The sequence below is a fragment of the Kitasatospora sp. NPDC001159 genome, from assembly GCF_053598235.1.
Genome location: NZ_JBSFJV010000033.1, coordinates 39,325 through 65,886 on the forward strand (window position 1 = coordinate 39,325; position 26,562 = coordinate 65,886).

The 26,562-nt window shown below is 74.4% G+C and carries 18 protein-coding genes; 4 read left to right on the forward strand and 14 right to left on the reverse strand.

What is annotated here, in order from left to right; translation table 11 throughout:
• Window position 1 precedes the first annotated feature (1 nt).
• The 3 genes from ACWC9T_RS19020 (at window position 2) to ACWC9T_RS19030 (ending at window position 6,529) form a co-directional block, all read left to right on the forward strand.
• The gene (locus tag ACWC9T_RS19020; RefSeq protein ID WP_449822192.1) at window positions 2–1,804 is read left to right on the forward strand and encodes a non-ribosomal peptide synthetase; all 1,803 of its coding nucleotides are present in this window, start codon (window positions 2–4) and stop codon (window positions 1,802–1,804) included.
• Between the two features lie 121 nt (window positions 1,805–1,925).
• Window positions 1,926–3,707 (forward strand): non-ribosomal peptide synthetase, encoded by a 1,782-nt coding sequence (locus ACWC9T_RS19025; RefSeq protein ID WP_449822193.1) that lies wholly within the window; start codon window positions 1,926–1,928, stop codon window positions 3,705–3,707.
• Window positions 3,704–6,529 (forward strand): condensation domain-containing protein, encoded by a 2,826-nt coding sequence (locus ACWC9T_RS19030; protein WP_449822194.1) that lies wholly within the window; start codon window positions 3,704–3,706, stop codon window positions 6,527–6,529. The genes ACWC9T_RS19025 and ACWC9T_RS19030 overlap by 4 nt, the downstream gene beginning before the upstream one ends.
• A gap of 47 nt (window positions 6,530–6,576) precedes the next feature.
• Here ACWC9T_RS19030 and ACWC9T_RS19035 read toward each other — a convergent pair whose 3' ends face one another.
• The 4 genes from ACWC9T_RS19035 to ACWC9T_RS19050 all read right to left on the reverse strand — a co-directional run bounded on the left by ACWC9T_RS19035 (window position 6,577) and on the right by ACWC9T_RS19050 (window position 11,141).
• Entirely contained in the window at window positions 6,577–7,059 is a 483-nt protein-coding gene (locus tag ACWC9T_RS19035) for a hypothetical protein (RefSeq protein ID WP_449822195.1), read from the reverse strand.
• 106 nt (window positions 7,060–7,165) lie between these two features.
• Entirely contained in the window at window positions 7,166–8,488 is a 1,323-nt protein-coding gene (locus ACWC9T_RS19040) for a vWA domain-containing protein (protein WP_449822196.1), read from the reverse strand.
• A complete protein-coding gene (locus tag ACWC9T_RS19045) occupies window positions 8,485–9,705 on the reverse strand; it encodes an AAA family ATPase (RefSeq protein ID WP_449822197.1) in 1,221 nt (406 codons plus the stop codon). Before ACWC9T_RS19045 ends, ACWC9T_RS19040 begins: the two co-directional genes overlap by 4 nt.
• Before the next feature lie 74 nt (window positions 9,706–9,779).
• On the reverse strand, window positions 9,780–11,141 hold the full coding sequence (locus ACWC9T_RS19050; RefSeq protein ID WP_449822198.1) for a hypothetical protein: 1,362 nt from the start codon (window positions 11,139–11,141) through the stop codon (window positions 9,780–9,782).
• 344 nt (window positions 11,142–11,485) lie between these two features.
• Here ACWC9T_RS19050 and ACWC9T_RS19055 point away from each other — a divergent pair, with 344 nt between their 5' ends.
• Window positions 11,486–12,169 (forward strand): polysaccharide deacetylase family protein, encoded by a 684-nt coding sequence (locus ACWC9T_RS19055; RefSeq protein WP_449822199.1) that lies wholly within the window; start codon window positions 11,486–11,488, stop codon window positions 12,167–12,169.
• A gap of 278 nt (window positions 12,170–12,447) precedes the next feature.
• Here ACWC9T_RS19055 and ACWC9T_RS19060 read toward each other — a convergent pair whose 3' ends face one another.
• The 10 genes from ACWC9T_RS19060 to blsG all read right to left on the reverse strand — a co-directional run bounded on the left by ACWC9T_RS19060 (window position 12,448) and on the right by blsG (window position 26,510).
• Window positions 12,448–15,261, reverse strand: a complete 2,814-nt coding sequence (locus ACWC9T_RS19060) for a poly(A) polymerase (RefSeq protein WP_449822200.1) — start codon at window positions 15,259–15,261, stop codon at window positions 12,448–12,450.
• Window positions 15,261–17,003, reverse strand: a complete 1,743-nt coding sequence (locus tag ACWC9T_RS19065) for an RNA ligase family protein (protein ID WP_449822201.1) — start codon at window positions 17,001–17,003, stop codon at window positions 15,261–15,263. Before ACWC9T_RS19065 ends, ACWC9T_RS19060 begins: the two co-directional genes overlap by 1 nt.
• Window positions 17,004–17,148: 145 nt before the next feature.
• On the reverse strand, window positions 17,149–18,474 hold the full coding sequence (locus ACWC9T_RS19070; RefSeq protein ID WP_449822202.1) for a M1 family metallopeptidase: 1,326 nt from the start codon (window positions 18,472–18,474) through the stop codon (window positions 17,149–17,151).
• A gap of 29 nt (window positions 18,475–18,503) precedes the next feature.
• A complete protein-coding gene (locus ACWC9T_RS19075) occupies window positions 18,504–18,989 on the reverse strand; it encodes a nucleoside 2-deoxyribosyltransferase (RefSeq protein WP_449822203.1) in 486 nt (161 codons plus the stop codon).
• A gap of 5 nt (window positions 18,990–18,994) precedes the next feature.
• Entirely contained in the window at window positions 18,995–19,618 is a 624-nt protein-coding gene (locus tag ACWC9T_RS19080) for a class I SAM-dependent methyltransferase (protein ID WP_449822204.1), read from the reverse strand.
• 40 nt (window positions 19,619–19,658) lie between these two features.
• Window positions 19,659–21,512 carry a hypothetical protein gene (locus tag ACWC9T_RS19085; protein WP_449822205.1) on the reverse strand — a complete coding sequence of 618 codons (1,854 nt, stop codon included), beginning with the start codon at window positions 21,510–21,512 and terminating at the stop codon, window positions 19,659–19,661.
• Between the two features lie 78 nt (window positions 21,513–21,590).
• Window positions 21,591–22,889, reverse strand: coding sequence for an MFS transporter (locus tag ACWC9T_RS19090; RefSeq protein ID WP_449822206.1), 1,299 nt, complete (start codon window positions 22,887–22,889; stop codon window positions 21,591–21,593).
• Window positions 22,886–24,160 (reverse strand): ATP-grasp domain-containing protein, encoded by a 1,275-nt coding sequence (locus tag ACWC9T_RS19095; protein ID WP_449822207.1) that lies wholly within the window; start codon window positions 24,158–24,160, stop codon window positions 22,886–22,888. Before ACWC9T_RS19095 ends, ACWC9T_RS19090 begins: the two co-directional genes overlap by 4 nt.
• Window positions 24,157–25,338 carry a DegT/DnrJ/EryC1/StrS family aminotransferase gene (locus ACWC9T_RS19100; protein ID WP_449822208.1) on the reverse strand — a complete coding sequence of 394 codons (1,182 nt, stop codon included), beginning with the start codon at window positions 25,336–25,338 and terminating at the stop codon, window positions 24,157–24,159. Before ACWC9T_RS19100 ends, ACWC9T_RS19095 begins: the two co-directional genes overlap by 4 nt.
• Window positions 25,335–26,510 (reverse strand): arginine 2,3-aminomutase, encoded by a 1,176-nt coding sequence (gene blsG, locus ACWC9T_RS19105; RefSeq protein ID WP_449822209.1) that lies wholly within the window; start codon window positions 26,508–26,510, stop codon window positions 25,335–25,337. Before blsG ends, ACWC9T_RS19100 begins: the two co-directional genes overlap by 4 nt.
• Between the last annotated feature and the right edge of the window lie 52 nt (window positions 26,511–26,562).

The following is a 26,562-nucleotide window of genomic DNA, read 5'->3' on the forward strand; positions in this document are numbered from 1 at the left end:
GATGGAATCCCTGAGCATCGGGTACGGCCGTCCGCACCAGGACGGCGGGGTCCTTGACCTGTTCACCGGCTGGGTGCACCGCACCCCGCACGCACCCGCCCTGATCGACGGCGAGCAGAGCTACAGCTACGCCGAGCTCGACCGCCTCGCCGACGCCGTCGCCGAGACCCTGCGCGGCCGGGTCGGCAAGGGCGACCTGCTCGGCGTCTGCCTCGGCCACTCGGCCGCGCTGGTCGCCGTCACCCTGGCCGCCGCCAAGCTCGGCGCCGTCCACCTGCCGCTCGGCCCGCGCCCGGGCGAGCGGCGGCTGCAGGCCGTCGCCGAGCAACTGCGGCCCGCCTGCCTGGTCGGCGAGCCGGCCGTCCTGCCGGCCGTCGGCGAGCGGCTGTCGCTGGACCTGCCCGCCACCGGTGCGGTGGAGGCCGTACTGGCCTCCGGCGACCAGGCTGCCGTCCCGGTCGGCACCCACTACGCGGTGCTGACCTCCGGCTCCACCGGCACCCCCAAGGCCGTCGCCGTCACCGCACCGGCGCTCGGCGCGCTGCTGCACTGGTACCGCGAACTGACGGGCCTCGGCCCCGGCGCCCGGCACAGCCTGCTGATCGGGGTCGCCTTCGACCCGCATCTGATGGAGCTGTGGGCCGGCCTCACCTCCGGCGCCGCGCTGGTCGTCGCCCCCGAGGCCGTCCGGTGGGACTCCGGCGCGCTCACCGACTGGCTCCGCGAGGCCCGGATCACCGTCACCGTACTGCCCACCCCGCTGGCCGAACCCGTCCTCGGCCGGCCCTGGCCCGCCGGGCTGGTGCTGCGCCACCTGACCGTCGGCGGCGACCGGCTGCGCCGTGCTCCCGGGCCGGACGTCACCGCGACCGTCCACAACGCCTACGGCCCCGCCGAGGCCACCGTCACCACCACCGTGCACACCATGGCCGCTGGCGGCGACCACGGCGACGGCGCGCCGCCGATCGGGCTGCCCGTCCCGGGCGCGGTGGTCCTGGTCACCGACGATCAGGGCCGCCCGGTGCCCAGAGGAGTGGCCGGCGAGCTGCGGATCGGCGGCCGGGGCCTGGCAGCCGGCTACCTCGACCCCGAGCTGACCGCCCGCCGCTTCGTCGAGGTGCCGCCCGGCGTGGACGGCACCGACCGGGTCTACCGCAGCGGCGACCGGGTGGTGATGCGCGCCGACGGCGTGCTGGAGTTCCACGGCCGCCTGGACGACCAGGTCAAGGTCAGCGGGGTGCGGATCGAACCCGCCGAGGTCGAGGCCGCCTTCGAGCGCGACTCGCGGGTGCGCCGGGCCGTGGTCGCCGCCGAGGCCGCGGCGACGGGCGGCGCACGGCTGGTGGCCTTCGTCCAGGCCGAGGACGGTGCGCAGGCCGTGGCTCTGCTGGACGCGGTGCGGCCCTGGCTGCCCGAGCAGGCCGTGCCCTCGGCCGTCCGGCTGGTCGACCGCTACCCGCTGGACGCCAACGGCAAGGTGGACCGTGCGGCGCTGCTCGCCGCCGAGCCGCCGGTCGCCGTGGGCACGGGGGCCTCGGGAGTCTCGGAGGTCGAGGAGGGCGACACCCCGGTCGAGCGCACCGTGCTGAAGCTCTGCCGCGAGCTGATCGGCCGCGCCGACCTCGGACCGGGCGACAACTTCCTGGCGTCGGGCGGAAATTCGCTCGCCGCAGCCCGACTGCTGGAGTCCCTGGAAGGGGAGTGCGGCGTGCGGCTGCGCGCCGCCCTGCTGCTGCGCCAGCCCGACCTGCGGGCGATCGCGCGGCTGGTCGAGGAGCGGATGCCCAGCACCTCGCTCGCGTAGGGCCTGTCCGGCGGATCCTCACCGGGTCCGACGAAATCCGCCGGACACGCCCTGACCGTCCACCCCGCCTGAGCACGGGCGCCCCGGCCTCGCCGCCGGGGCGCCCGGAAGGGAACCAGCCATGACGCCCACCATCTCCACCCTCCCCGCCCTGATCGCCCGGCAGGCCGAGCAGCACCCGAGTGCGCTCGCCGTGACCGACGGCGCCACCTTTCTCACCTACCGTGAACTCCTGGACGCCTCCGGCCGGTTGGCCGCCGTCCTGGCCGCGCGCGGGATCGGCCCCGGCAGCGCCGTCGGCCTGCTCTGCGCCCGCTCGGCCCGCCTGGTCGTCGCCCAGCTCGCCGTCTGGCGGGCCGGCGGCCACGTCCTCCCGCTCGACCCGGCCTACCCGCGCCCGCGCATCGCCGAGATGACCGCCGACGCGGACGTTCGCCTGGTCCTCGGCGACAAGGCGCTGCTCGCGGAGGCCGGACTGCCCGAGGAACGCACGCTGGTGCTGACCGAGCGCGGCACCGAGGCCACCGGGGAAACGGTGCCGGACGCCGCCGAGGCGGCCGCGGCCGCCCTGCTCTACTACACCTCCGGCTCCACCGGCCGCCCCAAGGGCGTGCTCGTCCCGCACGGAGCCGTCGCCGACCTGGTCACCGCCCCGGACGCGGTCGCCCTCGGCCCGCGCGACCGGGTGCTATTCCACTCCACCGTCTCCTTCGACGCCGCCACCTTCGAACTGTGGGCTCCGCTCGTCCGGGGCGCCGCCGTCGCGATCTCCCCTGCCGAACGGCCCTCCACCGAGGAACTCGTCCGCGACGTCGAGCGGTTCGGCGTCACAACGCTCCTCCTCACGACCGCGCTCTTCCACCACCTGGCCGCCAAGCAGTCCCGGATCTTCGGCGTGCTGCGCACCGTGGTCGTCGGCGGCGAGGCGGTGTCCGCCGAGCACGCCGGGGCGGTGCTGCGGGCCTTCCCGTGGCTGGAGCTGTGCAACGGGTACGGGCCCACCGAGGCCACCACCTTCACCACCCTGCACCGGGTCACCCCGGCCGACTGCGACAACGGTGCCGTTCCGATCGGACGACCCTTCGGCGACGCCCGTGTTCTCGTCCTGGACGAGCGGCTCGCGTCGGTGGAGCCCGGCATGGTGGGCGAGCTCTGGATCGCCGGCGGACGGCTCGCCCAGGGCTACCTCAACCGGCCCGAGCTGACCGCTGAGCGCTTCCGCGTGCTCCCGGGCCACGGCCGCGCCTACCGCAGCGGTGACCTGGTGCGCCAACGCCCGGACGGCGTACTGGAGTTCCACGGACGCACCGACGATCAGGTCAAGGTCCGGGGCTTCCGGATCGAACCCGGGGAGGTCGAGCACGCGCTGCTTCAGCTCCCCGAGGTCGCCGAGGTGGCCGTGGTGGTCCGCCGCGCCGGGCAGCCCGACGCCGCGCTCACCGCCTGTCTGGTCCTCGCCGAGGGCGCCCGACCAGCCGCCGACAGCCTGCGCACCCGGCTCGCCGAGCGGCTGCCCGCCCACCTGGTGCCCACCGCCTGGACGGTCCTCGACGTGCTGCCGCTCACCGGCAGCGGCAAGGTCGACCGGCGGGCGCTCGCCACCGCCCCCGACCCGGCCGCCGCCTCCGGGCCGGGCGAGGCCGCGCTCACCCCGATCCAGCAGGCCGTCGCCGAGGCCTGGAGCCGCGCCCTGGAGCGCCGGATCACCGACCCGGCCGCCGACTTCCTCGCCGAGGGCGGCCACTCGCTGCTCGCCATGTGGGTCGTCGACGACCTGCGCGAGGACCTCGGCGTCGAACTCTCCCTCGCCGACTTCCTCGGTCACCCCACCGTGGCGGGGCAGGCCGAGCTGCTGGAGCGCGCCCTGCGGGCCGCTGACGACACCCCCGGAGCCGACCGATGAGCACCACCGACCAGAGCGACCTGTTGCGCCGCGCCCGCAACCGCCGCGCCGCCACCGCGCCCGACCGCCCGGCGGCAGCCCCGGCAAGCCCGGCCGGCCCGGCCCCGCTCTCCCACGCCCAGCAGCGGATGTGGCTGATGGACCACCTCGGCCAGGGCGGCGCCCTCTACAACGTCCCGCTCGCCACCCGACTGCGCGGCCCGCTCGACCCGGCCGTCCTGGCCGCCGCGCTCACCGCCCTCACCGAGCGGCACGCCGTGCTGCGCACCCGCTACCCCCGCCGGGGCGACCAGCCGTACCAGCGGATCGAACCGGCCGCCCCGGTGCCGCTGCCGATCGTGGACGCCGACGGCACGGACCGGCTCGCCGTCGAGGCCGCCCGGCCGTTCGACCTCGCCACCGGCCCGATGCTGCGCGCACTGCTGCTCCGGCACGGGCCCGAGGACCACACCCTGCTGCTGACGATCCATCACATCGCCGTGGACGGTGGATCGCTCCCGGTGCTCGCGGCCGACCTCGCCGCGCTCTACACCGCCGCCCGCGACGGCGTCGAGCCGGGGCTCCCGTCGCCGGGCATGCCGTACGCCGAGTACGCTCGCCAGGAGCGCGCCCGCGACGCCGAACTCACCGCCGCTGCCGACGCCCGCGCCGCCCACCTGGCCGGCGCCCGGCCGCTGCCGCTGCTGCGGCCGGTCCCGCCCGGCACCCGCGAACGCCGCGCCGCCCTGCACGCCGCGCCGCTCGACCCCGCCACCGTCGAGGGCCTGCGGCAGCTCGGCACCCGGCACGGCGCGACGCTGTTCGCCGTCGTGCTCGCCGCCGCCTTCGCCACCCTGCGCACCGCCTCCGGGCAGGATGACCTCACCCTGGGCTGCGCCAGCGGCCATCGGGCCCGGCCCGAGCTGCGCCGCACCGTCGGCCTCGGCGTCAACACTCTCGCCGTGCGGGCCGAGCTTGCCGGGGAGGAGACCTTCAGCGAGGCGCTGGCCCTGGTGCGCGGCGCGCTGCTCGACGCGCAGCAGCACCACCAGGTGCCCTTCGACCTGGTGGTCGAGCGGCTCGGCGCGGCCTCGCGCGGCGCGGACGGCATCCCGCTGCTGTCGGTCACCTGCGACCTGGTCCAGCCCGTCACGCCGTTGGAACTTCCCGGGCTGGACGCCGAGAACATCGAACTCGACCTCGGTCTGGCCAAGTTCGGCCTCGCCCTGCTGCTGGAGGACGGGCCGCAGCCGCGCTGCCTGGTCCAGCACGACCGGGACGCGCTGGACGAGACCACCGCCGCGCGGTTGCTCGACGCCTTCGCCGCCGTGCTCGGCGCGGTGGCCTCGGACGCTGACCTGCCGCTGTCGGAGCTGCCCGGCAGCCGTCTGATCGTCGCCCAACACCCGGTGGTGGAGGCTCTGCTGGCCGACCCGAGGGTGGCCGAGGCCGCGGTGGTCGAGGCCGCCGACGGTCCGCCGCTCGCCTACGCCGTGGTACGCGGCCCGGTGGCCCCCAGCGGCAGCGACCTGCGCTCGATCCTGCGGCGCTGCCTCGCTGCTGCCGAGCTCCCGCTCGCGGTAACTCTGTTGGACCGGATTCCGCGCGCCGTGGACGGCACCGTCGACCGAGGCCGACTGCCCGGTGCCGCCCCGGCCGGCGCTTCCGCGCGACCCGGCCCGCTCGACCTGGTCCGCACCGCGTTCGGTGAACTGCTCGGCAGCGTCCCGCCCGCCGACGGCGACTTCTTCGCCCTTGGCGGCCACTCGCTGGTCGCCGTCCAGCTCGCCGAACGCCTGCGCGCCCGCGTCGGGCTGCCGCTCACCGGTCTCGACATCCTGGAACAGCGCACCCCGCGCGCCCTTGCCACCCTGCTCGCCATCCGCGAGGACGAGCGTCGCGCCGCTCTCGTCCGGACCGGCGCCCACCCCCGCACCGAGTCCCGCACCGGGACCGTGCTGCTCACCGGCGCCACCGGCGGCGTCGGCGCGGCCGTACTGCAGGAGCTGATGGCCCAGGGCCGCCCGGTGCGGGTACTGGTCCGACCGGAGTCCGCGCACCTGCCGGCGCTGCACGGCGCCGAGATCGCCGAAGGCGACCTGGCCGACCTGGACAGCCTCCACCGCGCGGTCAAGGGCGTGGACGCGGTCATCCACTCCGCCTGCACCTTCACCGAGCACGCCACCGACGTCACCGCCATGCGCGCCCTGCTGGACGGCTGGTCCGGCGGGCCGTTCGTCTTCGTCAGCAGCATCGATGCCTACGGACAGCCAACCGGCACGGACGTCGCCGAGGGCGGTCCGAGCGGCGCGCCGGTCACCGCCTACGGGCAGGCGAAGCTGGACTGCGAACAGCTGCTCTTCGAGGCCGCCGAGGCGGGCGGACGCGGCCCGGTCACCGCCGTGCGCGCCCCGATCGTCTGGGGCCCGCACCAACGCCTGTGCGATCAGCTCCGCTGGGGCTCCACCGGCGAGCTCTACCAGGCCGCCCTGGCCGGCCGGCCCATCGCCCTGCCCGCCCCGGCCCCCGGCGGGCGCGACACCTGGAACGGCGCCGCCTGGGTGCACTCGGCGGCCCTCGCCCGGGCCCTCGCCGCCTGCGCGGTGCCCGACCAGCCCGCCGCCGGACGCGTCGTGAACGCGATCAGCGGGCACGTCTCCTGGGCGGAGTTCACCACCGAGCTGATCCGGCTGCTCGGCTCGAAGAGCACCCTGGACCAGCGTCCCGACGCCGACCCGGAGCTGCGCCGCCCCTGGCACTACCGGGCGGAGACCCTCGCGGCCGCGCTCCAGCCGGAGCCGGGGGAGGACTGGCGCACCGTGCTGGCGGCCATGGTTGGCTGAGGTCGGCGATGCGGCGGAGGAGTCCGTTACCGGACTCCTCCGCCCGGCTACCGCAGCTGCCGCAGCCGGGACGCGGCGGTGTTGCGGATGCGCTGGGTGCGCCCCCGCCCGGCCAGGACGCTCAGACAGGCCCCGGCCGTAGACCGCTCGGCGGCGTGCGACTGAAGCCAGTTGGACGCCGCCAGCAACTGCCGTTCCTCCCACGGCTCGTCCAGGGCCATCGCGCGGAGCAGCGCCCACTCGCGCAGGCGCCGCACGGCGAAGTCGTCGGCCGCCACGGCTCCGGCCATCTTCCGGCACCAGGCCGTGAAGCCGGGCTCCGTCAGCAGTTCCGCCGCACGCCGGTCCAGGTACTCGCACACCGCACCGCTCGCCATCGCCCGGTCGGGATCGGCGAGCACCCGTGCCACCAGCTCGGCCGCGTCCGCCGGTGCCACCTCCGCGAACGCCCGGCGGTAGCGGGCGAACCGTGCGTGCTCGTCGGGCTCCCGGTCCGCGGCTTCGGCCGATCCGGTCGCGCTCGTGCTCAAGGGACCGTCCTCCGTGTTCGTACCGCCGCCGCTGCGCGTCGGAGTGTAACGGGACCGGGCGCGTCCGCCGTACCGGTCGCGTCGGCCGGGAGCCCGCCCGACCGCCTCAGCCGATGGTCACGACCCTCGCCCACGCGGGTGGCGCGTCCGGCCGGTAGTCGGGGTTGGCCTCGTTGTACCGCACCGGCCTCCGGAACAGGCCGACCACCGTACGACAGGACGGCGCGACCTCGGGCCAGGGAGTCTGCCCGTCCGTCAGCACCACCACCACGTCCGGCTGCGGCCGGGTCCGCAGCGCCGCCGCGAAGCCCGTGCGCAGATCGGTGCCCCCGCCGCCGATCAGGGAGATGCCCGCCGCCTGACAGATCGGCTGGACGGTCTGCGCGGCCGCGTCACAGGACAGGACGGTGACCTGGTCGTGACGGCCGCCGACCGCCCGGCCGATCGCCGCGACCTCCAGCAGCGCGCTGCCCAGCTCGTCGTCGGAGACCGACCCCGAGGTGTCGATCACCACCGAGACGCGCGGCGGGCGCCGCCGCAGGCTCGGCAGCACCACGCCCGGTAGCCCGGTCGAGCGGCGGGCGGGCCGGCCGTAGCTGTAGTCCCCGCCCGAGCCGGGCCCGGAGACCGCCGAGCGCATCGCCGCGCCCAGCAGCTGGCGCCAGGGCTGCGGCGGGTGGAACGCCTCCTCGGCCCAGCGCCGCCAACCCGCCGGAGTGTCGCCGGGGCGGGCGCGGATGCCCTCGGCGACCCGGAAGCGGACGGCGTCCCGCTCCTGCGGGGTCAGCCCGTCGGCGCCGTCCGGCCCCAGCTCCCAGGGGCGGTCCACGCCGTCGGCGCCGCTGCCGCAGTCCAGCCAGGCCAGGCCCGGCTTGCGCAGGTCGAAGCTGAAGCCACGGAGGTAGTCCTCCATCAGCTGCCCCTCCGGCAGATGGAGGCGCTTGGGCGTCAGGGCGCCCACGGGGGTGACCAGCCCGTCCCCGTACGCGTCGTCGTTGATCTCGCAGTCGGCGGCGATGTTCATCCGCAGCCGGTCGTGCTGGCCCTTCAGCCCGAGGTCGCGGGCCAGTCGGTCGCTGCGCCCGTGATGGTCGCGCAGCAGGTGCGACACCTCGTGCACCCACACCGAGGCCAGGTCCTCCACCGGGGTGCGCTCGACGAAGACCGGCGAGGCGTAGCAGCGCCAGTAACGGTCCACGGCCATCGTCGGTACCTGCCGGGACTCCGCCAGGTGCAGGGCGAACAGCGCGGTCGCCAGGTAGGGGCGGGCCCGGACGGCCTGCAGTCGGGCGGCGTACAGCTTGTCGAGGTCCAGCAGGCTGGCCTGCGGCTTGATCTGCCAGCCGGCGTCCAGGGGGGTGGGGGCCGGCCTGGCGACCTTCGGCCTGATGCGCCTGCCGACGTCCAGCGGCGTCACGCCCGCGCTCATCGGCGGGTCTTCGCGTCGGCCCGGGCGGCGGCGCGGTCGGCCCGCCGCGACAGGGCCACCGTCGAGGCCAGGTGCTCGATCGACTCCGGTACCTCCCAGTCCTCCCGGCGCAGCGAGGCCAGCGTGGTGGCCGGGACGACCAGCACATCCGGCGCGCCGGTCTCCATCGCCCGCACCAGCAGCGCCCAGGCCGAGTCCCACCGCGCCCGCTCCGGCCGGTTGCGCACCGCGGCCACCACCCCATCCAGCACCACCTGGCGCAGGTCCCCGCGCTCGGGCAGCACCGCGTTCGCCGGGTCGGCGAGCAGCTTCTCCGGGTCCGGCAGGTCCATCCGGTCCATGCTCGCCATCAGCTCCAGCCCCGGACCGTCCCCGACGGTTCCCCGGACCAGCAGCGACAGCACCTCCCGGGAGGAGCCGGCCGCGGTGGCGAAGGCGATCAGCCGCAGCGTCATGTCCCAGCTGCGCGGGGACGGCCAGGCACCGCCGCGCCGGGTCTCGGTGGTGGGCAGACGGTGCACCAACTCCGGCCGGGCGGACAGTAGTTCACACACCGCGCGGCGGGCGAGCGCGACCGCGGACGGCAGCTGCGCCGGATCGAGCTGCGGAAGGGTGGCGACCGGCCACACCCCGCCGAGGCCGCGCAACACCACCTCGTGGTCGTGCACCCACTGGAGATGGACGAACCGGTTGGCCAGCGGCGGGCTCAGTTCCCACCCGTCGGCCGCCGACGAGCGCGGGTTGGCGGCGGCCACGATCCTTACGTCGGGCGGCAGTTGGAGGGCGCCGATGCGCCGCTCCAGGACCAGCCGGAGCAGTGCGGCCTGGACGGCGGGCGGCGCGGTGGACAGCTCGTCCAGGAACAGTAGCCCGCGCCCGGCCCGGACCAGGCGCACCGCCCAGTCCGGCGGGGCCAGCGGGACGCCCTGCTGCGCCGGATCGTCGCCGACGATGGGCAGGCCGGAGAAGTCCGAGGGCTCGTGGACGCTGGCGATCACCGTGGTGAGCGGCAGCTCCAGGGCCTCGGCGAGCTGGTTGAGGGCGGCGGTCTTGCCGATTCCGGGCTCGCCCCAGAGCAGGACGGGCAGGTCGGCGGCGACGGCCAGGGTGAGGGCCTCCAGTTGGATGTCGGCGCGGGGCTCGGTGCTGGTGTCGTTCAGCAGGGTGAGCAGTTCGCGGGCGACGTCGAGCCGGGTGGCAGGGGCGTACGTGGGCATGGGTGATCACCTCAGGAAGTCGGAAGCTCGGGAAATCGGAAGTACCGGGGCTCGGCAAGGGGCTCCGGCAGGCTTCAGCGCGTGCCGGTGCGCGGGTTGCAGCGTGGGCTGCACTGCGGGTTGCAGCGTACGGCGGTGTACAGGCGGGAACGGCGTCGGCACGGGCGCCGGCGGAACGGGAAGCCGTTGGGCCCCGGATCAGTCAGGCCCGCCCGGTAGAGGCCGTAGGCCATCCGGCGCTTCGCGGCCGCCGTCAGCTCGTCCCGCAGCGGGCCCGGGCGCAATACCGCCTGGGAGCCGAGCAGGTCCTCGACCACGGCCAGCGCCCCGGCGGTGTCGCCGTGATCCAACCGCTCGCGCACGCCAACCAGTTCGGCCGGATTGCGGTGCGCCTGGTCGACGGCCCGCAGGCAGGGCAGCGGGGTGCCGGACAGCGCGGCGAGCAGCTCCTCGCGGCGCAGCTGGGTCGGGTCGTGGTCGAGCGGGGTGAGCACCCCGTCGACCACGGCGATCCGGTGCCGGGCGCCGCGACAGTCCACCAGCCGTTGCGCGGGAGGTGGTTGGAGCGTCCGACTCGGCTGGTGCCCGGGCGCGAGCGCGGCCGCGACCAGTGGGTGCAGCCGGTCCGGCCCGATCGCGCCGCTGTGCAGCAGGTCGAGGTCGGGTAGCGCCCAGGTCGCCGCGTCGGGCAGCAGCGGCAGCGCTTGGAAGTTCCCGGCGGCCTCCGCAACGGGCTCGCCCGCCCTGAGCAGCACGTGCCGCCGACGCCCCAGCCGCACCACGACGGGTCCGGCCGGGCGCCCGTCGGCGCGCAGCAGCAGCTCGGCCTCGGCGGCCCACCGGTCGACGGCGCAGCGCAGCTCCGGCGTGCCGAGTCCCTCCGCCTCCTGGGAGCTTGGCGGACCGGCCCCGGCGCGCGACGCCAACTCCCCGCTCCGGTCCGCGTCCCACAGGTGCCGGTGCAGGTCGTAGCGGAACCGGCGGCTGGGATGCGGGTGCGGATGCCGGGGCCCGCCGTCGTCGTAGCCGTCCCAGAGCGCGAGGCTGATGTGCTGCCCGTACGCCGCCCAGGCGGGTGGCGTACGGACCACCAGGGAAACCGGCCGCTCGCCCGGGTACCGGGCCAGCGTCATGGTGAGCCCCGGCCGCAGCAGCCCGTCGGGGGCGGTCCTCGGCAGGTGCCAGCGCAGCAAGTCCGGTGCCAGGCGGCGCAGATCGCTCCGCACTCGGTCAGCGATCTGTTGGCCGTGGGCACGCGAGACATCCCGCAGCCGGAACTCGACCTCGACGTTTGCCGCGGCGCAGGCCCCGGCCCAGTCGCCGACCTGGCGCCGCGCGGTGGCGGTTTCGATCATGGAGGGCGGCACGGCGTACTCGCGTACGCGCCGCCAGAAGGAGAGGTGGGAGTCGTACCCGTTCGCGGTGTGAGTGTTCATCAGCACTCACCTTGCGCGGACGGGCCCTCCGATCTGTGATCAGCGAGAGTGGTCATCGCCGGGGAGCATAGCGCCCCGCCGTCGCCGTCCGCCACACCGATTCCTCCCGCGCCCGTCCGTCGGCGCTCAAGGACCGCTGGAGGGCAGGTCAAAGTCGCTCCCGGTGGATCGCGCCGGGGGCGCTCGGTCCTGCCCTTCCATGCACGGGGGTGATCGTCGGACCCGGTCAACCCGCCGCTCGGCTGGCCGATTTCACCCCCTTTCGTCCCAGGGAGGGTCGCGAGGGCGTGGCGCTTGGGCGCAGACTGGTCCGTACACGGGAGCTCCGACCGCAAGGGGTAGGCATGGCCGTACGACCCGGCAGGCGCAGGGAAGTTGGACGGATCCGGGCCGCGATCGGCGCGCTCGCCGTCGCGTTGGTGGCGGGAGTGGCGGTCGGGGTGCCGGCCGCACCGGCGGAGGCGGCCGGGGGCAAGGTCGTGTACCTGACCTTCGACGACGGCCCCAGCCCCGCCTACACGCCGCGGATCCTGTCGATCCTCGACCGCTACGGGGTGCATGCGACCTTCTTCGAGATCGGTGAGAACGTCGCGGCCCATCCCTCGCTGACCAAGCAGGTCGCCCGCCAGGGGCACAGCGTGCAGAACCACTCCTGGTCGCACCCGGACCTGCGCCGGCTCTCCGCCACCTCCTTCAACGCCCAGGTGAGCAGGACCGATCAGGCCATCCGCGCCCAGACCGGCCGCGCCCCCAAGTGCCTGCGCCCGCCGTACGGCGCGGTCAACGGCACGGTGCGCTCCTGGGCGGCGGGGCTGGGCAAGCAGGTGGTGCTCTGGTCGGTCGACCCGGCGGACTGGTCCCGACCGGGGACGGGCGCGATCCAGTCGCGGGTGCTGAACAACGTCCGTTCGGGTTCGGTGGTCCTGCTCCACGACGGCGGCGGCGACCGCAGCCAGACCGCGGCCGCGCTGCCGACGATCCTGTCCACCCTCAAGGCGCGCGGGTACAGTTTCGGGATCCTGTGCTGACCGGGCGATCCCGCTCTGACCAGGGGACCCTTGGCTGACCGGGCAGGCGCAGACTCGAAAGGGTGGCCGCCACCAGGGCGAGTGTGCGTGCTGTTTCCATCTTCGCAGCCCCTCTGTTCGGCATCCGCCGGACATCGGCCCGGCCCCCGTGGGCCGATCATGCGGAATCCGGGCCGCTCGGGCCACCTCGACCGCTCGCAACCGTCTCAAGTGACGAACCGTCAAATAATTCCTGATGTCGGCCGAGGGGGCGCGACCAGCCGGGCCGGGAACTCGTGCTAAACCGTCGGGACCGCGCCGCCCTCGGCGTGGTCCACCTGGACACCCGTGAGGCCTCGGGCCCAGGCGGTGGTGATCGGGGCGAGCTGGGCGCGGGTCAGCGGGGTGGGACCGAGACCGATGGGGAGGTGGGTGCGGCCGTCGGGAGTGCGGTAGGGGTGGGGCCAGGCGTGGAGATGGGTGGCGCCGGCTTCCTCCAGGGCGGTGAGAAGGGCCCGGAGCCGGCCGCGGACGGCGCCCAGGGACTCCTCGCCGGTGCTGACGACGGCCCAGGCGGCGTGGCGGCGGTGCAGCGGGGGCGGGGAGAGCAGCGCGGGCCAGGGGTCGGCACGCTCGGTGGTGAGTTCCCAGGCGCGGTAGAGCTCCTCGGTGAGCAGGTCGCGGGTGTCGGAGCTGACCTGGGTGGTACAGCTGCGGACCGGGGCGGAGGGGGTGAGCACGGTCAGGGGTGCGTCGGGGCGGTCGGCCGGGTCGGCGGCCAGGCCGACGGGTCGGCGCCAGTCCCAGGACGCCCAGGTCTCGGCGAAGCGCTGGAACAGGTCGCCCTCTGCCGTCTCGTGCGCATCCAGGACGGTCCGCGCGGCCAGTACTGACCAAGCCAGCGAGGGCAGTTGGCCGAACGGTGCGGAGTCCAGGCCACGCGCCCGCGCCCAGGTCTTGACCTCCCGGGCCAGCCGGACGAAGCGTCGGTGCCGCTCACCGACCGCCGTCAGGAGCGTCTCGGCGTCCGTGACGGCGCTCAGCGCGATCGCGGCCGCTTCGCCCAACTCGGCGCGCCGGCAGACGGCTTGGGCGGGGTCGAGCGAACCGGTGAAGACCACGACCAGGTCGACGGCGAGCCCGCCCGCCTCCAGTCGCAGCCCCGGCACCCGGGCGCCGCGCACCTCGCGTACCTGTCGTGCCTCCGACAGTGCGGCCGCCACCCGGGCGCGGACGCCGGCCAGGTCGGCCGGGCCGGGCAGGGCTGCCACCAGGTCGAGGTCGCCACCGTCCAGCTGGCAGCCCAACCGCCGCGAGCCGACGGTGTGGACCGCCCCCTCCGGCAGCGCCGAAGCGATCCGCGAGGCCAACTCGGCGGCAACAGCCGTCCGTTCAGCGGTCTCAGGTCGCAGCGAGACCACCGGATCCGCCGGCGGCACCCGCACCTCGCCTGTTCCCAGCGAGACCACCGCCCGCGTCCGCATCGGCTCGCCGGCCCGCCGGGAGAGCACCACCAGCTCACCCACCCGGGCCGAGAACCCGCTGAGCCGGGCCGCGCAGTCGGCGGCCACCCGCTGCGGGTCCGTGCCGCGTCCGAGGGTCAGATGCGGGGTGTAGCCCTCGGCGCGGCCCCGGCAGCGGGGGAAGCGCCGTTCGAGGGCGTGCCGCAGGGCCGCCCAGGGCTCGGCGCAGGCGGCGGTCGGGTCCAGCCAGACGGTGGCGTCCTCGCGGTGGCCGAAGGTGTGCACGCCGTCGAGGCGGGCGGTGAACGGCGCGACCTCGGCGGCGGCCGCTCCGAGCAGCGGCAGGGCGCGGTCGAACTCGGACTCCGGGACGAAGCCGAACAGCAGGTTGACGTGCGGGGGCCAGCGCCGCAGCTGGGGGTCGTACGCGGCGCGCAGCTGCTGGATCGGCGGCCACAGCTCCTCGGGCGGCAGCCAGGCGACGGCGGTGCGCGCGGTCGGTGCGGCGTCGAGGGTCTCCGCGGCGGAGCCGCCGCCGAGGGCGAGGTCCACGGCCACGCCGTAGTGGTCGGAGGGGTGGAGCCCGTCCTCGGTCGGGCGGTCGCCGAGCAGGGCGGCCGCGGTGGCGCGGGCGCGGTCGGAGCGGAGCAGCACGCGGTCGAGGCGGCCGGAGCGGCCGGTGAGCGAGGAGACGGCGGCGAGCGGGTTGGCGGTCGGGTCGAAGGTGGGGGTGTCGTCGGCCGGGCCGTGCACCTGGGACCAGGCGTCACGCAGCCCGAGGGCGTTGGCCGGGCCGGCCGGGCCGGAACGGCCGTCGTTGAAGTCCCCGAGCAGCAGCAGCTCGCCCTCCACCGCCCCCAATCCCTCGGCCAGCTCGGCGAGTTCGGCCTGCCTTCGGGCTGGGCCGTCCGTCGAGTGGTCGCTGGTCAGGTGGACGGCGGCGACGGTCAGCGGCACATCGGCGGTCCGGAGGGTGACGGCGATGACGGCCTTGTGCGGGCCGAGCTGGTGCCGCCCGGCCTCCAGCGCCGGGAGGCGGCTGAGCAGCAGCAGCCCGTGGTCGGCCACGTCAGGGCCGGACGGGTCGGTGCCCAGCGTGTAACCGTCGCGGACCCAGGGCGCGGCCAACAACAGGGCCACCAGGGCGGGTTCGACCTCCTGCAGCGCGATGACGTCGGCGTCGGCGGCCTCCAGCGCGGCGAGCAGCAGCGGTCGGCGGCGGGCGGTGTCGATCCGGTCGGCGTCGTAGCGGTCCCACAGGGTGTTCCAGGTGACGACGCGCAGGCTGTCCGTGGCGGCAGTGCGGGCATCGGCGCCGGCATCGCCGCCGGGCTGCCAGCCGCCCTCCGGCCGCCAGACGTACGGCGCGGTGGCGGTGAAGAAGGGGGCGGGCAGCCGGCGCGGCTCGGTGCGGTGCCCGGCCTCGGTGGTGTCAAGGATGTCCACGCCGGTGGCGCGGTCCCAGACCCGCACGCCGTCGGCCTCGACCCAGTGCACCCGGTGCCAGGGGATCTCGCCGGAGGCGGCGAAGGACTCCAGCGGGACGCGCTTGGTGCGGTCGTCGCGCTGGCGCACACCCAGGGTGAACCGGGCCGGGTCGAAACGGGCGTCCCAGCGGATGCGCTGGCAGACCTGTTCGATGGGGCGCATCAGTCCTCCTCGGGGCCGGGCGTGTCGGGCGAGTGGAGCGTGCCCGCCGTGTCCTCCACGGTGCCACCCGGGCCGACGTACCAGGTGCGGTGGGCCTGGCCCGGGTAGGGCGGGCTGTAGCGGTGCAGCTGGGCCGTGAGCACCTCGGGCGGTACCGGGTGCGGCCGGACGGCGTTGCGGCGCAGCAGTTCCTCCTCGCCGACCAGCAGCACCACCTGGGTGACCAGGGCGTCGCGACGCTGCGCGATGGCGTGGATGTGGGAGCGCTGGTGGCGGTTGAGCGAGGTGGCGTCCCAGACCACGGTGGCGGCCGGGTCGGCGAGCGCCTCGTCCAGCCGGTCCAGGGCCTCGCGCAGCACCTCGGGGTTGTCGCGCTGGTCGGCGCGCGAGCCGCGGGCGGCGCGCAGGTCGTCCAGGCTGATCCGGGTGGCGGCCCCGGGCAGTGCGGCGGCGAAGGTGCTCTTGCCGCTGCCAGCCGGGCCGCTCAGCTGGACCAGTCGGGGGAAGCGGCCGTCCCGCCAGCGCCAGGAGGCGGCGACCGCTTCCTCGACGGTGGAGATCCGGCCGAGCGCGTAGGCCTCGCGGGCCTGCGCCCAGCAGCGGTCGGCGACGTCGCGGTCGAGGTCGGCGAGCGCCTCGCGCAGGCCGGTGCGCAGCCGGCCGAGCGGGTCGGGGCCGAGTAGTCCGGCGTCCTCGGCGTGCAGGGCGGACCAGGCGACCTGCTCGCGCTCTGTCTGGCCGGGGGCGGCGGTCGCGGCCACCGCATGCAGTACGCCGAGGTCGGCGGCGTGGGAGAGCCGGACGAGCCCGGCGCGGCGGTTCTCGTCCGGGTACGGCTGCTGCAGCCGGGGGTGCAGCCCGACCAGGTCGGCGACCCGCCGGGCCAGCGGCAGGCCGAGCCGCCCGGCGAGCCGCGGTGCCAGCTGCTCCCGGCGGGCGGTGCGCAGTGCGGTGGCGAGCACACCGGCCAGTCGGGCGTCCCCGGTGCGGCCGAGTTCGTCCAGCCGGACGGAGACCTCCGCCAACTCCTCCGGCGGGCAGCTCGGGTCGGGAAGTTCCAGGGCCTCGGCCAGCATCGGGAGTTCGGGCAGCTGGCCCGAACGCACCGACCACAGCGCGGCGTTCGGCCCGAGCCCGTTCTCCACCACGGCGGCGTGCATCCAGTGGGTGCCGGTGCGCACGTGCTGCGGGCGGACCCATTTGGCGACCCGCTCGCCGAACTCGGCCCGGGGAAAGCCCCGGACGGTTCGGACGACGTACCCCTCCTGTCGGTCGAGGTCCAACCGCAGGGCACGCAGCGCGCGTTCGTCGTAGCGGCCGCGCCACAGCACCCGGGGCGTGGGCACGCCGAGGCGGCGCAGGAAGCGGACGGTGTCGTCCCAGTCCAGGCAGTGGTCCTGGTCGGTCCAGACGGAGAAGCCGTAGAACCAGCTGTCCAGGTCGGTGTACGGGATGGAGTGCCGGGCGAACAGGTTCTCGCCGCAGATCCGCCAGCCGTCCGGGATCCTGGCGCCGATCCGGACCTGCAGGCCCTTGACCCAGGCCCGGGAGGGGTGGTGCGCGGAGTCCAGCGAGCGGGCGTGCAAGCCGTCGGGATAGAGGGTGGTGTTCTCGCCGTCGAGCTTCTCGGTGACGACGACCTCCGCCCCGGCCAGGCCGGAGAGGTCGCGGCTCCGTACGTCGTCCGCCGCCGCCCCCGGTGACCAGGGGAGGTGCGGCGTCCGGGGGTAGTGCACTCGCATGTCCGGCTCCCTGAACGTCCTTGATCCGGCGGACACTGTAGGAGCGCGTGGGAGGGCCGGGCCACCGATTAACGGACCCGGCGGAGGCCCAGGGCCTGCCGCTCGGGTCCCTGCCGGGACCGCGACAATGCCCTGGAGGCAGGCCCTAGTCGATGCGGTGCTCGCGCCAGAAGGGGCCCAGGTCGACGCGGGTGGCGGCCTGGGCGGCGGCCTTGAACTCGGCGGTGGTGGAGAGGCCGTTCCAGTGCGCGTGGGCGTAGTCGTGCAGTAGGGCGGACATGGTGTCCGGGCCGATCAGGCGGCGCAGTTCGTGCAGGGCGCAGGAGCCGTGGTCGTAGATGACGGCCTCGTAGCGGTCGGGGTGGGTGTCCCAGTAGCTCATCGGGTTGGTGAGGCGTTCGGCCGCGGCCTTCCAGGGCGTGGCGGCGGTGCAGCCCTCGCCTGTGTCGTTGAGGGCGAGGTCCATGGCGTACTCGGCGAAGGACTCGTCCAGCCAGGGCGCGTGGTACTGGTCGTCGCCGACGATGCCGTACCACCACTGGTGCGCCAACTCGTGGATCACGGCGGACGGTCTGACCCGGGCGAGGACGAAGGCCGGGTACTCCATGCCGCCGAACGAGAAGGCGTCGTCGAGCACCAGGGCCAGGTCGCCGTACGGGTAGGTGCCGTAGTTCGCGGAGTGCGCGTCGATGGTCCGCAGCGACAGGTCGAGCATCTTGCGGGCGTCCTCGGCGCTGACGCCGGCGGTCGAGTAGGCGGCGATCCGGACGCCGTTGCCTGACTGGCCCGCGATCCGGCGGAACGGCCCCGCCGCCCAGGCGAACTCGCGCACGTGCTTGGCGGCCGCCCGGGTGACCGTACGGCCCGGCTCGCCGGGGGTGTCGACGGCGGTGCCGGTGGCGGGGACCGACAGGTCGGCGGGGTGGTCGAGGGTGACGGCGAAGTCGGAGGTGAGGGCGTAGAAGGACTCCCCGAGCTCGGAGTACGGGTCGAGGTGCCAGCCCGCCCCGTCGCGGACGGCGAGGACGGGCAGGGCGTTGCCGACGAAGCTGAAGGCGCCGTCGCGGCCGAAGCGGTCGATGCCGTCCGGGACGTCGATGGCGAGGTCGAACTCGACGGTGCCGGAGGCGCCTTGGGCCAGCGGGCGGGGCAGCGGGACGCGCAGCGCGGTGCAGGCGACCTCGGGGGTGCCAGCCAGACCGGTCACCCGGACGGACGGGGACGCGCAGCCGCCGCGGAAGTTGTCCCAGAGCCGCAGGTGCACCTCGCGCAGCGGTTCGGGCGAGACATTGGCGAAGGTGATCCGCTCGTGGCCGCGCCAGTGCGCGCCGGTGGCGTCGCTGCGTAGCTCGACGGTGTAGGCGGGCGTGCCGGGGGTGCGCGTCGGGTCGGCGGGGACGCGACCGGGCGGGGCGGCAGCCACCGACAGGATCGCGGCGAGGACGGTGAACAGGGTGAGGGGGCGTCGCACGCCGTGTACTCCTGTCGGTGGTGAGGGAATCAGATGAGGTGTCGGGCCAGCACCCGCTGGACCGCGCGGTCGACGGCGGGCAGTGCGGTGGCGAGGTCGGTGTAGACCACGTCCTCGACGGTCGCGACCGTGTGCAGGCCCTGGACCAGGAAGGTGTACTCCCGGCCGCGTTCCAGCAGCAGCACGATCGGCTTGCCGAAGGCGCTGGCCCAGCCGATCTCGATGTGGGTGCCGGGTGAGGCCGGCGAGCCGGGCAGGGCGACGAACAGCTCGGCCTTGCGGATCTCGTCCTGGTCGAGCTTGGTGCACTGGTCGGGCCGCATCAGCTCGGCGCCCCAGGCCTCCCGGCGGTGGGCGTTGTGCACGGCGGTGCCCTGGGCCTCGAAGTGTTTGATCAGCAGGTCGAAGGGCGCCCGGGCGCCGGCCGGCATCTCGCCGGTCGCCGGGTCGAGCAGCTGGATGAACGGGCCTGCCAGGAAGAGGGATCGGGGCGGGGCATGGGTGTGCTCGGTCATGGCGGTCAGTCCTTTAGGAAGCACTGGATGTAGGCGTCGCCGCTGGTGCCGTAGGTGTACTCGGTGGTGTCGTAGGCCGTGTACGGGTGGCGCTCGACCCGGATGCGGCGGAAGTGCGGGGTGTACTGCCAGCGCAGCTCGGGCTTGGTGCTGAAGAAGGGGATGAAGACGCCGCCCGGGCGCAGCACCCGGACCACCTGGGGCATGGTCCGGGCCCAGAGCTCGGAGTCGGTCCACACGTCCATGTCCAGCGCCGGGTCGAAGAACATGCCGTCGATGCTATCCGAGGGCAGCTCGAAGATCCGTTGGAAGAAGTCGCCGCGCTCGACGGCCAGGTTGGCGGGCAGCTGCGGGTGCTGGTTCCGGAACAACTCCTCAACCTCGTCGAAGAGTTCGAGCACGGTGTGGCTGCGGGTGGCCGGGTTCCCGGCGATCCGCAGGGCGGACAGGCCGAGGCCCAGGCCCACCTCGTAGAAGTCCTGGCCGTACTCGCACAGCAGGTCGGCGCTGGCCCACATCAGGTCTCGCTCCCAGGCCTGCATGGCCTGCTCGCCGCCAATGCTGAGGGTCACCTCGCCGTCCTGTTCGATGAGTTGGATCTCGGGCTTGGTGCTGGGTGTGGTGGTCATGGGGGGTGTCCTCCGGTCGGGAGTGCGGGGGCGCTGGGGTTCAGCCGGGCAGGACGCCGAAGTGGCGCCGGGCCGTGGACACGGCGAGGTCCTGGACGGCGAAGACGGTGAAGTAGTACGCCTGCGGGGCGGTGGCCGGGTCGAAGCGGACCCGGAAGTGCACGTCCCGCGGCTGTCCGGCGACGGCGCGGACCTTCGCGGACTCCGGCTCGACGGTAATGTCCTCGCGCAGATAGCCGGGTACGAACAGGCCGAGCCGGACCGGACCGCTGCGGGCGGGTGAGAGCGAGGCGCGCACTTCCAGGACACCGCCCTGGCGGACCTCGTCGGCGCTGTACGCCAGCACGGCGGGCGCCTCCGGTAGCCGGAAGGTGACGTCCCCGCAGCGCATGCAGACCGTGCAGACGGTGTCGAGCACGTTGGGCAGCAGGCCGCGCCGGGTGAACTCCTGGGCGGGTCGCCCGCAGTGGCAGGTCACCTCGTGGACCTCGGGGTCGAGCGAGCTTCGGTCGCCGAAGTGCGCCGGGTAGTTCATCAGCTCGTCCTCGGGGTTCGCCGTGACCTGCCCGGCGATCACGTGGTCGAGTGACTGGAGGTCGGCGGTGAGCGAGGCGCGGACCTCGTCGGCGGACTGGTCGGCCAGATGGGTGGGGCGGGCCACCCAGAGGTCCACCTTGCGGGCCAGCTTGGTCAGCCGGGGGCGCAAGGCGTGGTTGTGCGGCAGGAGTTCGGAGCCGAGCAGGGCGGTCAGTCGGCGGCCGACGGTGAGCAGCAGGGGGTCCGGCCGGTGGTCGGCGAAGACGGGCTGCGCGGTCGCCGTCGAGTCCGGCAGGCCGAAGCGCAGGAAGGCCGGGTACGGGTGGGAGCCGGCCAGGCTGGCGTTCAGGGTGTTCACGGTGTCGCCGCCGGCCAGCGCGGAGCGCATCCAGGCGACGTTCTCCGGCCGGTCCGAGTCGTGCACCGAGACGGCCGCGACGACCGTACGGGCGGGCCCGTCCAGCGCGTTCAGCAGCAGCTGGTACTTGGGGTCGTACAGGGCGAGGTCGGCCAGCGGCCCGCTGTTGCAGGCGCTGAGTACCACCTCGACGGCGGGCACCCGGTGCAGCGGGACGAGCTTGTCCTCGGGCTTGTAGCAGGGCAGCCCGTAGGCGCAGCGCGGGCCGAGCAGTCCGGGGCGCGCGGGGGCGGCCGGGTTGAGGCCGCAGATGGTGAACTCGCCCAGGTTGACGCTGTCGTCCTTGCCGTGGCCCTGGAAGGCGACCTTGCGCCAGCGGCCGGCGAGGATCGCGGACTGGATGTCGACCCGCTCGAAGTCCCGGTCGTCGAAGACCTGGATGCCGGGCAGGTGCGGCGGCCGGTCGGTGTCGGTGAACAGGCCGACGTCGTCCACCCCGGCGTCCGGGCGGGCGTACTGCTTGGCGATGCTCCAGGCGAGCGAGGCGGCGTCGCGCCCGCTGAGCAGGGTGAGGGCGTGGGTGCGGCTGCGGTAGGTGGCGAGCAGCAGCGAGCGCACCGGGTCGAGGGTGAGCCGGTCGTAGCGGCCGACCAGCAGCAGGGTGCCGTGGTGGTCTCGTAGGAAGGCCGGGGCGTCGGCGAGTTGTTCCTCGGTCAGCCATTCGCGGGCCAGCGGGCGGGCCAAGTCGGCTACACCGTCGGGGAGTTGTTCGGCGCCGAGGATGACGCCGTGGTCCAGCGGGCGCGGCCGGTCGAGCGCGGTGTACAGCCGGGCGGCGAGCTCGACGCTCTGCGCCAGGTCGTCCCGGCCCTCGACCGGGACGGGCACCGCCGCTGGCCCGGGAGCCCCGTCGGCCTCCGAGGACTCCAGGAACTCCTTCACAGCTGACGGGAGCTGGGCGAACTTGACCGGCCGGAAGAGCTGGTCTGCGGACTTCATCGTCGGTGACCTCGGGGTCGGGAGGGATCTCGTGGGCAGGAAGGGCAGGAAGGGCAGGAAGGCAGAAAGGAGGTGCTGTCATGCGGCACGCTCCGGCTCGGTGGCGGCGGTCGAGTCGGTCGAGGCGGTGGCGGCCTTGGCGGCAGTAGCGGCGCGGGAGAGCATCGGGCGGCAGACGAATGCCAGGGCGGCCGCGGCCAGTGCGGCGCCGAAGGCGACCGCGAAGACCCCGCGCGGCCCGAGCGGCTCCACCAGCAGCCCGCCGGCCTGCTGGCCGGCCGCGTCGCCGAGCACCGTCGCCAGTGAGGCCCAGGTGAAGGCCTCCGCCAGTGAGCGTCCGTCCGCCACCGCGCCGACCAGGGTCATCTCCACCGCTGACACCAGGGCGATCGGCGCGCCGCCCACCGCGAGAGCGGCCGCCAGCAGCGGCTGGGAAGTGGCGGCCAGGGTCAGGCCCGTGCCCAGTGCGTACGCCAGGACCAGACGGGGGAAGCGCACCGGAGCGGGGACGTCGGACTGCGAGCGGCCGAGCCAGACGGCGCCCAGCGCGCTGCCCACGCCCCAGCAGGCGTAGACCGTGCCGGTGCCGCCGGGGGAGCCGTGCGCGGCGACGAATGCCGGGATGGCCAGGGTGAGCAGCCCGATCGGCACCGCGCAGGCAGCCATCACCGCGGTCAGCGCCAGCATGGCGGGGCTGCGCAGCGGACCGATCAGGTCGCGCCGCTCGGTGGACGGCGCGGGGTCCGTCCCGGCGGGCAGCCGGACCAGGGCGAGTCCGAGCGCGCCCAGGCCGCCGAGCGCCGCCACGGCGGTGAGGGCCAGGGCAGCGGAACCCGCCAGCATCAGCGCGGCCAGCATCAGCGGCGCGCCGATCACCAGCACCTCGGCGAGGATCGCCTCCCAGAGGTAGGCGGTGTCCCGCTCGGTGTCCGCGAGCGGCAGTCGGGCCCAGAGCGAGCGCATGCAGGCGTTGGCGGGCGGCAGCGCGATGCCGGCCAGGGCGGCGACGGCCAGCTGGGCCCAGCCGCCCGGTCGGGTGTCCCAGGCGAGCGCGGCCAGCGCCGCCGGGTAGAGCAGGCCGGTGACGAGCAGGACGGGCCGGCGCCCGGCGCGGTCCAGCCACCGGGCGACCAACGGGCCGCCGGCCGCCATCCCGGCGGTGTAGAGCGCGCTGGTCAGCCCGGCCTGGGCGAAGCTGCCGTCCTGCTCGCGCACCACCAGGACGGTGGCCAGTGACATCAGGTAGACCGGCAGCCGGGACACCAAGCTCCACCCGGCGACGGCCGGCACGCGCGGGCGGCGCAGCAGGGCGCCGAGGCGGCGGGCCAGGGTGTCCCGGGGTGGCGGGGTGGTCTCGCGGGGCGGGGTTTCGCTCACTGGGCGCCTTCCAAGGCCGGGCGGTCCGTGGGCGTGGAGCCCTCGATGGGCGCAGGCGTGAGCTCGATGGTGAACCTGCCGAGCACCTCGCGCATCCTCCGCTCCACCTCCTCGATCGAGGCACCCACCACATGGACGTACCCCGAGGCGTTGTGCGAGGCCCGTCGGGCGGACACCGTGTCGCCGACACCGACCTTGAGAACGGCTTCGACCACCCCGGGGACACGCAGCAGTTCCTCCGTCTGGGTGATCCGGTAGACCGTCCCGGAGCCCGGCAGCGGTAGCAGCAGGTCACCCGCGCAGCGCCGTTGCCGGTAGCGCAGGTCGGGACGGAAGCCTCGGTAGACGTCAAGGGTGGCGCCGAAGACGTCGAAGCCGTACGCGTGCCCGTGGTTGGCCGGGATCTCGCAGCCGGCCAGCCGCAGCCCGATCTCCCCGGCGTACAGCCGGCCGTCGATCAGGAAGAACTCCATGTGCGCGTAGCCGTGGTCGATGCCCATGCCCGTGACGATCCGCTGGAGCAGGGCACGCAGGTCGACCCGCGGGGCCTCGTCGGTGCCGACGCTGATGTTGGCGTTCATCGCGCCGTCCACGATGTCCAGCGGACGGCAGGGCATCGCGCTCGGCCAGGCGTCCAGCACGTCGCCCCGGTGGATGACCGCGCAGACCTCCCACTCGGTGCCGCCCAGGAACTGTTCGACCATCCAGTCCCGGGCGGTGAGGTCGATGCCGTCGAGGGACTGCGGGCCTTCGAGGCGGTGGGTGTCCACGCAGGCGAAGGAGTCCACCGGTTTGAGCACCAGCGGCCAGCCGTGGGTGGCGGCGAACCACTCGATCTCGGCGGCCGTTCGGACGCGCGTGAACTCGGCGGTGCGCAGACCGAGTTCACGGAAGCGCTGTTTCATCTCGGTCTTGTCGCGCACCCAGGCGACCTGCTGCCCGCTCAGGTGCGGCAGTCCGGCCAGTGCCGCGAAGCGGTGGGCCAGGGCCTGGCGCGGCTCGGAGGGATTGCAGAACCGGGTGGGCGCGACGGAGAGTTGCCCCGCCGCCCAGTCGCGGTAGCGCGCCGCCTCCTGCTCCAGCGGGACCCCGGCGCGCACCCAGAAGGCGGGCAGGTGGGCGGTGCGACGCAGGTGGTCCTCGGAGAGGTCGTCGCGCAACTCCTCGAAGCGCAGAAGCACCAGGTGCTCGGGGAGCGTACCGGCGGCGTGGCGGGTGAAGGAGGACGGCCGGTCGTCCACCAATAGCAGTACCGGGTCGGGCGTGCTCACACCGCCTCCAGTGCGCGCCGGATCGCCTTGACCGCCACCGCCTGCTGCTCCTGCGGCAGTTCGGGCGAGAGCGGCACGCACAGGGTGCGGTCCAGCAGGTCGCGGGTGCGGGCGAAGTCGTCCCGGCTGAGCGCGAGCGGACGGCCCTCGGGGGCGAGGTTCCAGGGGAAGCCGTCGGCGTACAGCGAGCGGCGGCCGGTCAGCACCGGGTGCTCGGGCAGCAGGTACTTGCCGAGCGTCCAGTTGGCGATGCCCTCGGCGGTCAGGGCGGCCACGGCGGCGTCGCGCAGCTCGCGGGACTCGCAGCGGAACCGCAGGCTCACCTTGACGTCGCCCCTGGTGCGCGGGAGCACGTGGAGGTCGGTGCGGTTGGGCAGCGCCTCCATCGCCAGGCCGTACATCCGCTCCAGCCCGGCGAGCACCTCGTCCAGGTGCCGGAACTGCTGGCACTGGATCGCCGCGACCTCCTCGCTGGTGACGAAGTTCTCGCCGTAGTAGGCGTCCTGGTTCCAGGTCGGATAGTGGCCGGGGACGCGCGCGGACCCGTGGTCGTGGTAGCAGCGCATCGCCGCCCAGGCCTGCTCGTCGTCGGTCACCACCAGCCCGCCCTCGCCGGAGGTGAGCACCTTGTTGTGGTGGAAGCTGAACACGCCCGCGTAGCCGGCCGTGCCGACCTCCCGGCCGTTCGGGAACCGCCCGCCGAGGGTCTGCGCGCAGTCCTCGATGACGTACGGCACGCCCTTCGGCAGGGCGGCGACCGAGCCCTCCATGTGGGCGACGATCACCCGTTGGGCATCCGGCGGGAGCAGCGACGCGTCCAGGGCGAGCGACTCGTCGGCGTCCACCAGGACCGGGATCAGCCCGCTGGAGAGCACCGCACCGGCCACCGCGACGAAGGTGACCGCCGGGATGTACACCAGGTCGCCGATCGAGGGGCGGGTGGAGACCAGCGTCAGCCGCAGTGCCTCGGTGCAGTTGTGCACAGCCAGGGTCCTTGCGGCGCCCAGGCGTTCGCTCACCAGGCGCTCCAGCCGGGAGGCCGCGCTCTCCTGCTCGGTCTGGTAGCGGAACAGCACCTTGTGGCCGATCACCTCCCGCAGCTCCGTCATGTCCTGCCAGTCGAGGTAGTTGGCGCCGTACGGGAGGAAGCGCTGGCCTTGCCGGTGGTGGAGGGTCATCGGGCGTCGGTCTCCGTGATCGGGTGCGTGGAGCCGTCGACGCGCAGCTGCTGGCCGCGGAAGTTGTGCAGCAGCAGGCCGCCGTCGGGCGTCTCGGTGAAGGAGGGGCGGGAGACCGGGATCTTGCCGATCTTCGTGGTCAGGACGTACTGCGGCACGGCGAAACCGGTGATGTGGCCCTGAAGACCGTCCATGATCTCCCAGCCCTTCTCGACGGAGGTCATGAAGTGCGCGACGCCGGTCACGTTGTCGCAGTGGTAGAGGTAGTAGGGGCGCACCCGGATCCGCAGCAGCTCGGTCATCAGACGGCGCATGGTGGGCACGTCGTCGTTGACGCCGCGCAGCAGCACGGTCTGGTTGCCGACCGGGATGCCGTGCCGCAGCAGGCGGTCGACGGCGGCGGCGGACTCGGGGGTGATCTCCTTGGGATGGTTGAAGTGGGTGTTCAACCACACCGGGTGGTAGCGGGAGAGCATCGTGCACAGCTCGTCGGTGATCCGCTGGGGGAGGAGCACGGGGAAGCGCGAGCCGATCCGGATGATCTCGACGCTGGGGATCGCCCGCAGGCCGGCGACGATCTCCTCCAGCCGGCCGTCCTGGTAGCTGAGCGGGTCGCCGCCGGTCAGCAGCACGTCCCGGATCTCGGGGTGATCGGCGATGTAGCGGAGGTCCTCGTCGTATGAGCCGCCCTCGTCGTCGCGGAAGTAGCTGCCCTGGAGGTCGGTGGTGTGGAACTTGCGGGTGCAGTGTCGGCAGTAGACCGGGCAGGTCTCGGTGACCAGCAGGATCACCCGGTCCGGGTACTTGTGGACCACCCGGTTGGTCCGCCGGTAGAGGGTGTCGCCGACCGGGTCCACCTCGGCGCCCGGGAAGTCCAGCAGCTCCTCCGCGGCCGGGACGGCCTGCTGCCGGACGGGGCAGCTCGGGTCGTCGGGGTCCATCAGGGAGGCGTAGTACGGGGTGACGCTCCAGCGGTAGCGCCCGGCCACCCCGGCGATGGCGCGCTCCTCGTCGGCGGTGAGGTTGATCCACTGCCGGGCCTTCTCGGCGGTGTTGATGCGCTTGCGCATGTGCCAGCGCCAGTCGTCCCACTCGGCGGGGGTGGGGGTGGGCTTGCAGGCGGTGTGCTCTCGTCCGGTGTGGTCTCGTTCGGTTCGGGCGGAGTGGGACACGGTGGCTCCGTACGGGGCGGCGGGTGTCGGGCGGCGGTCGGTGGGGGCGGTC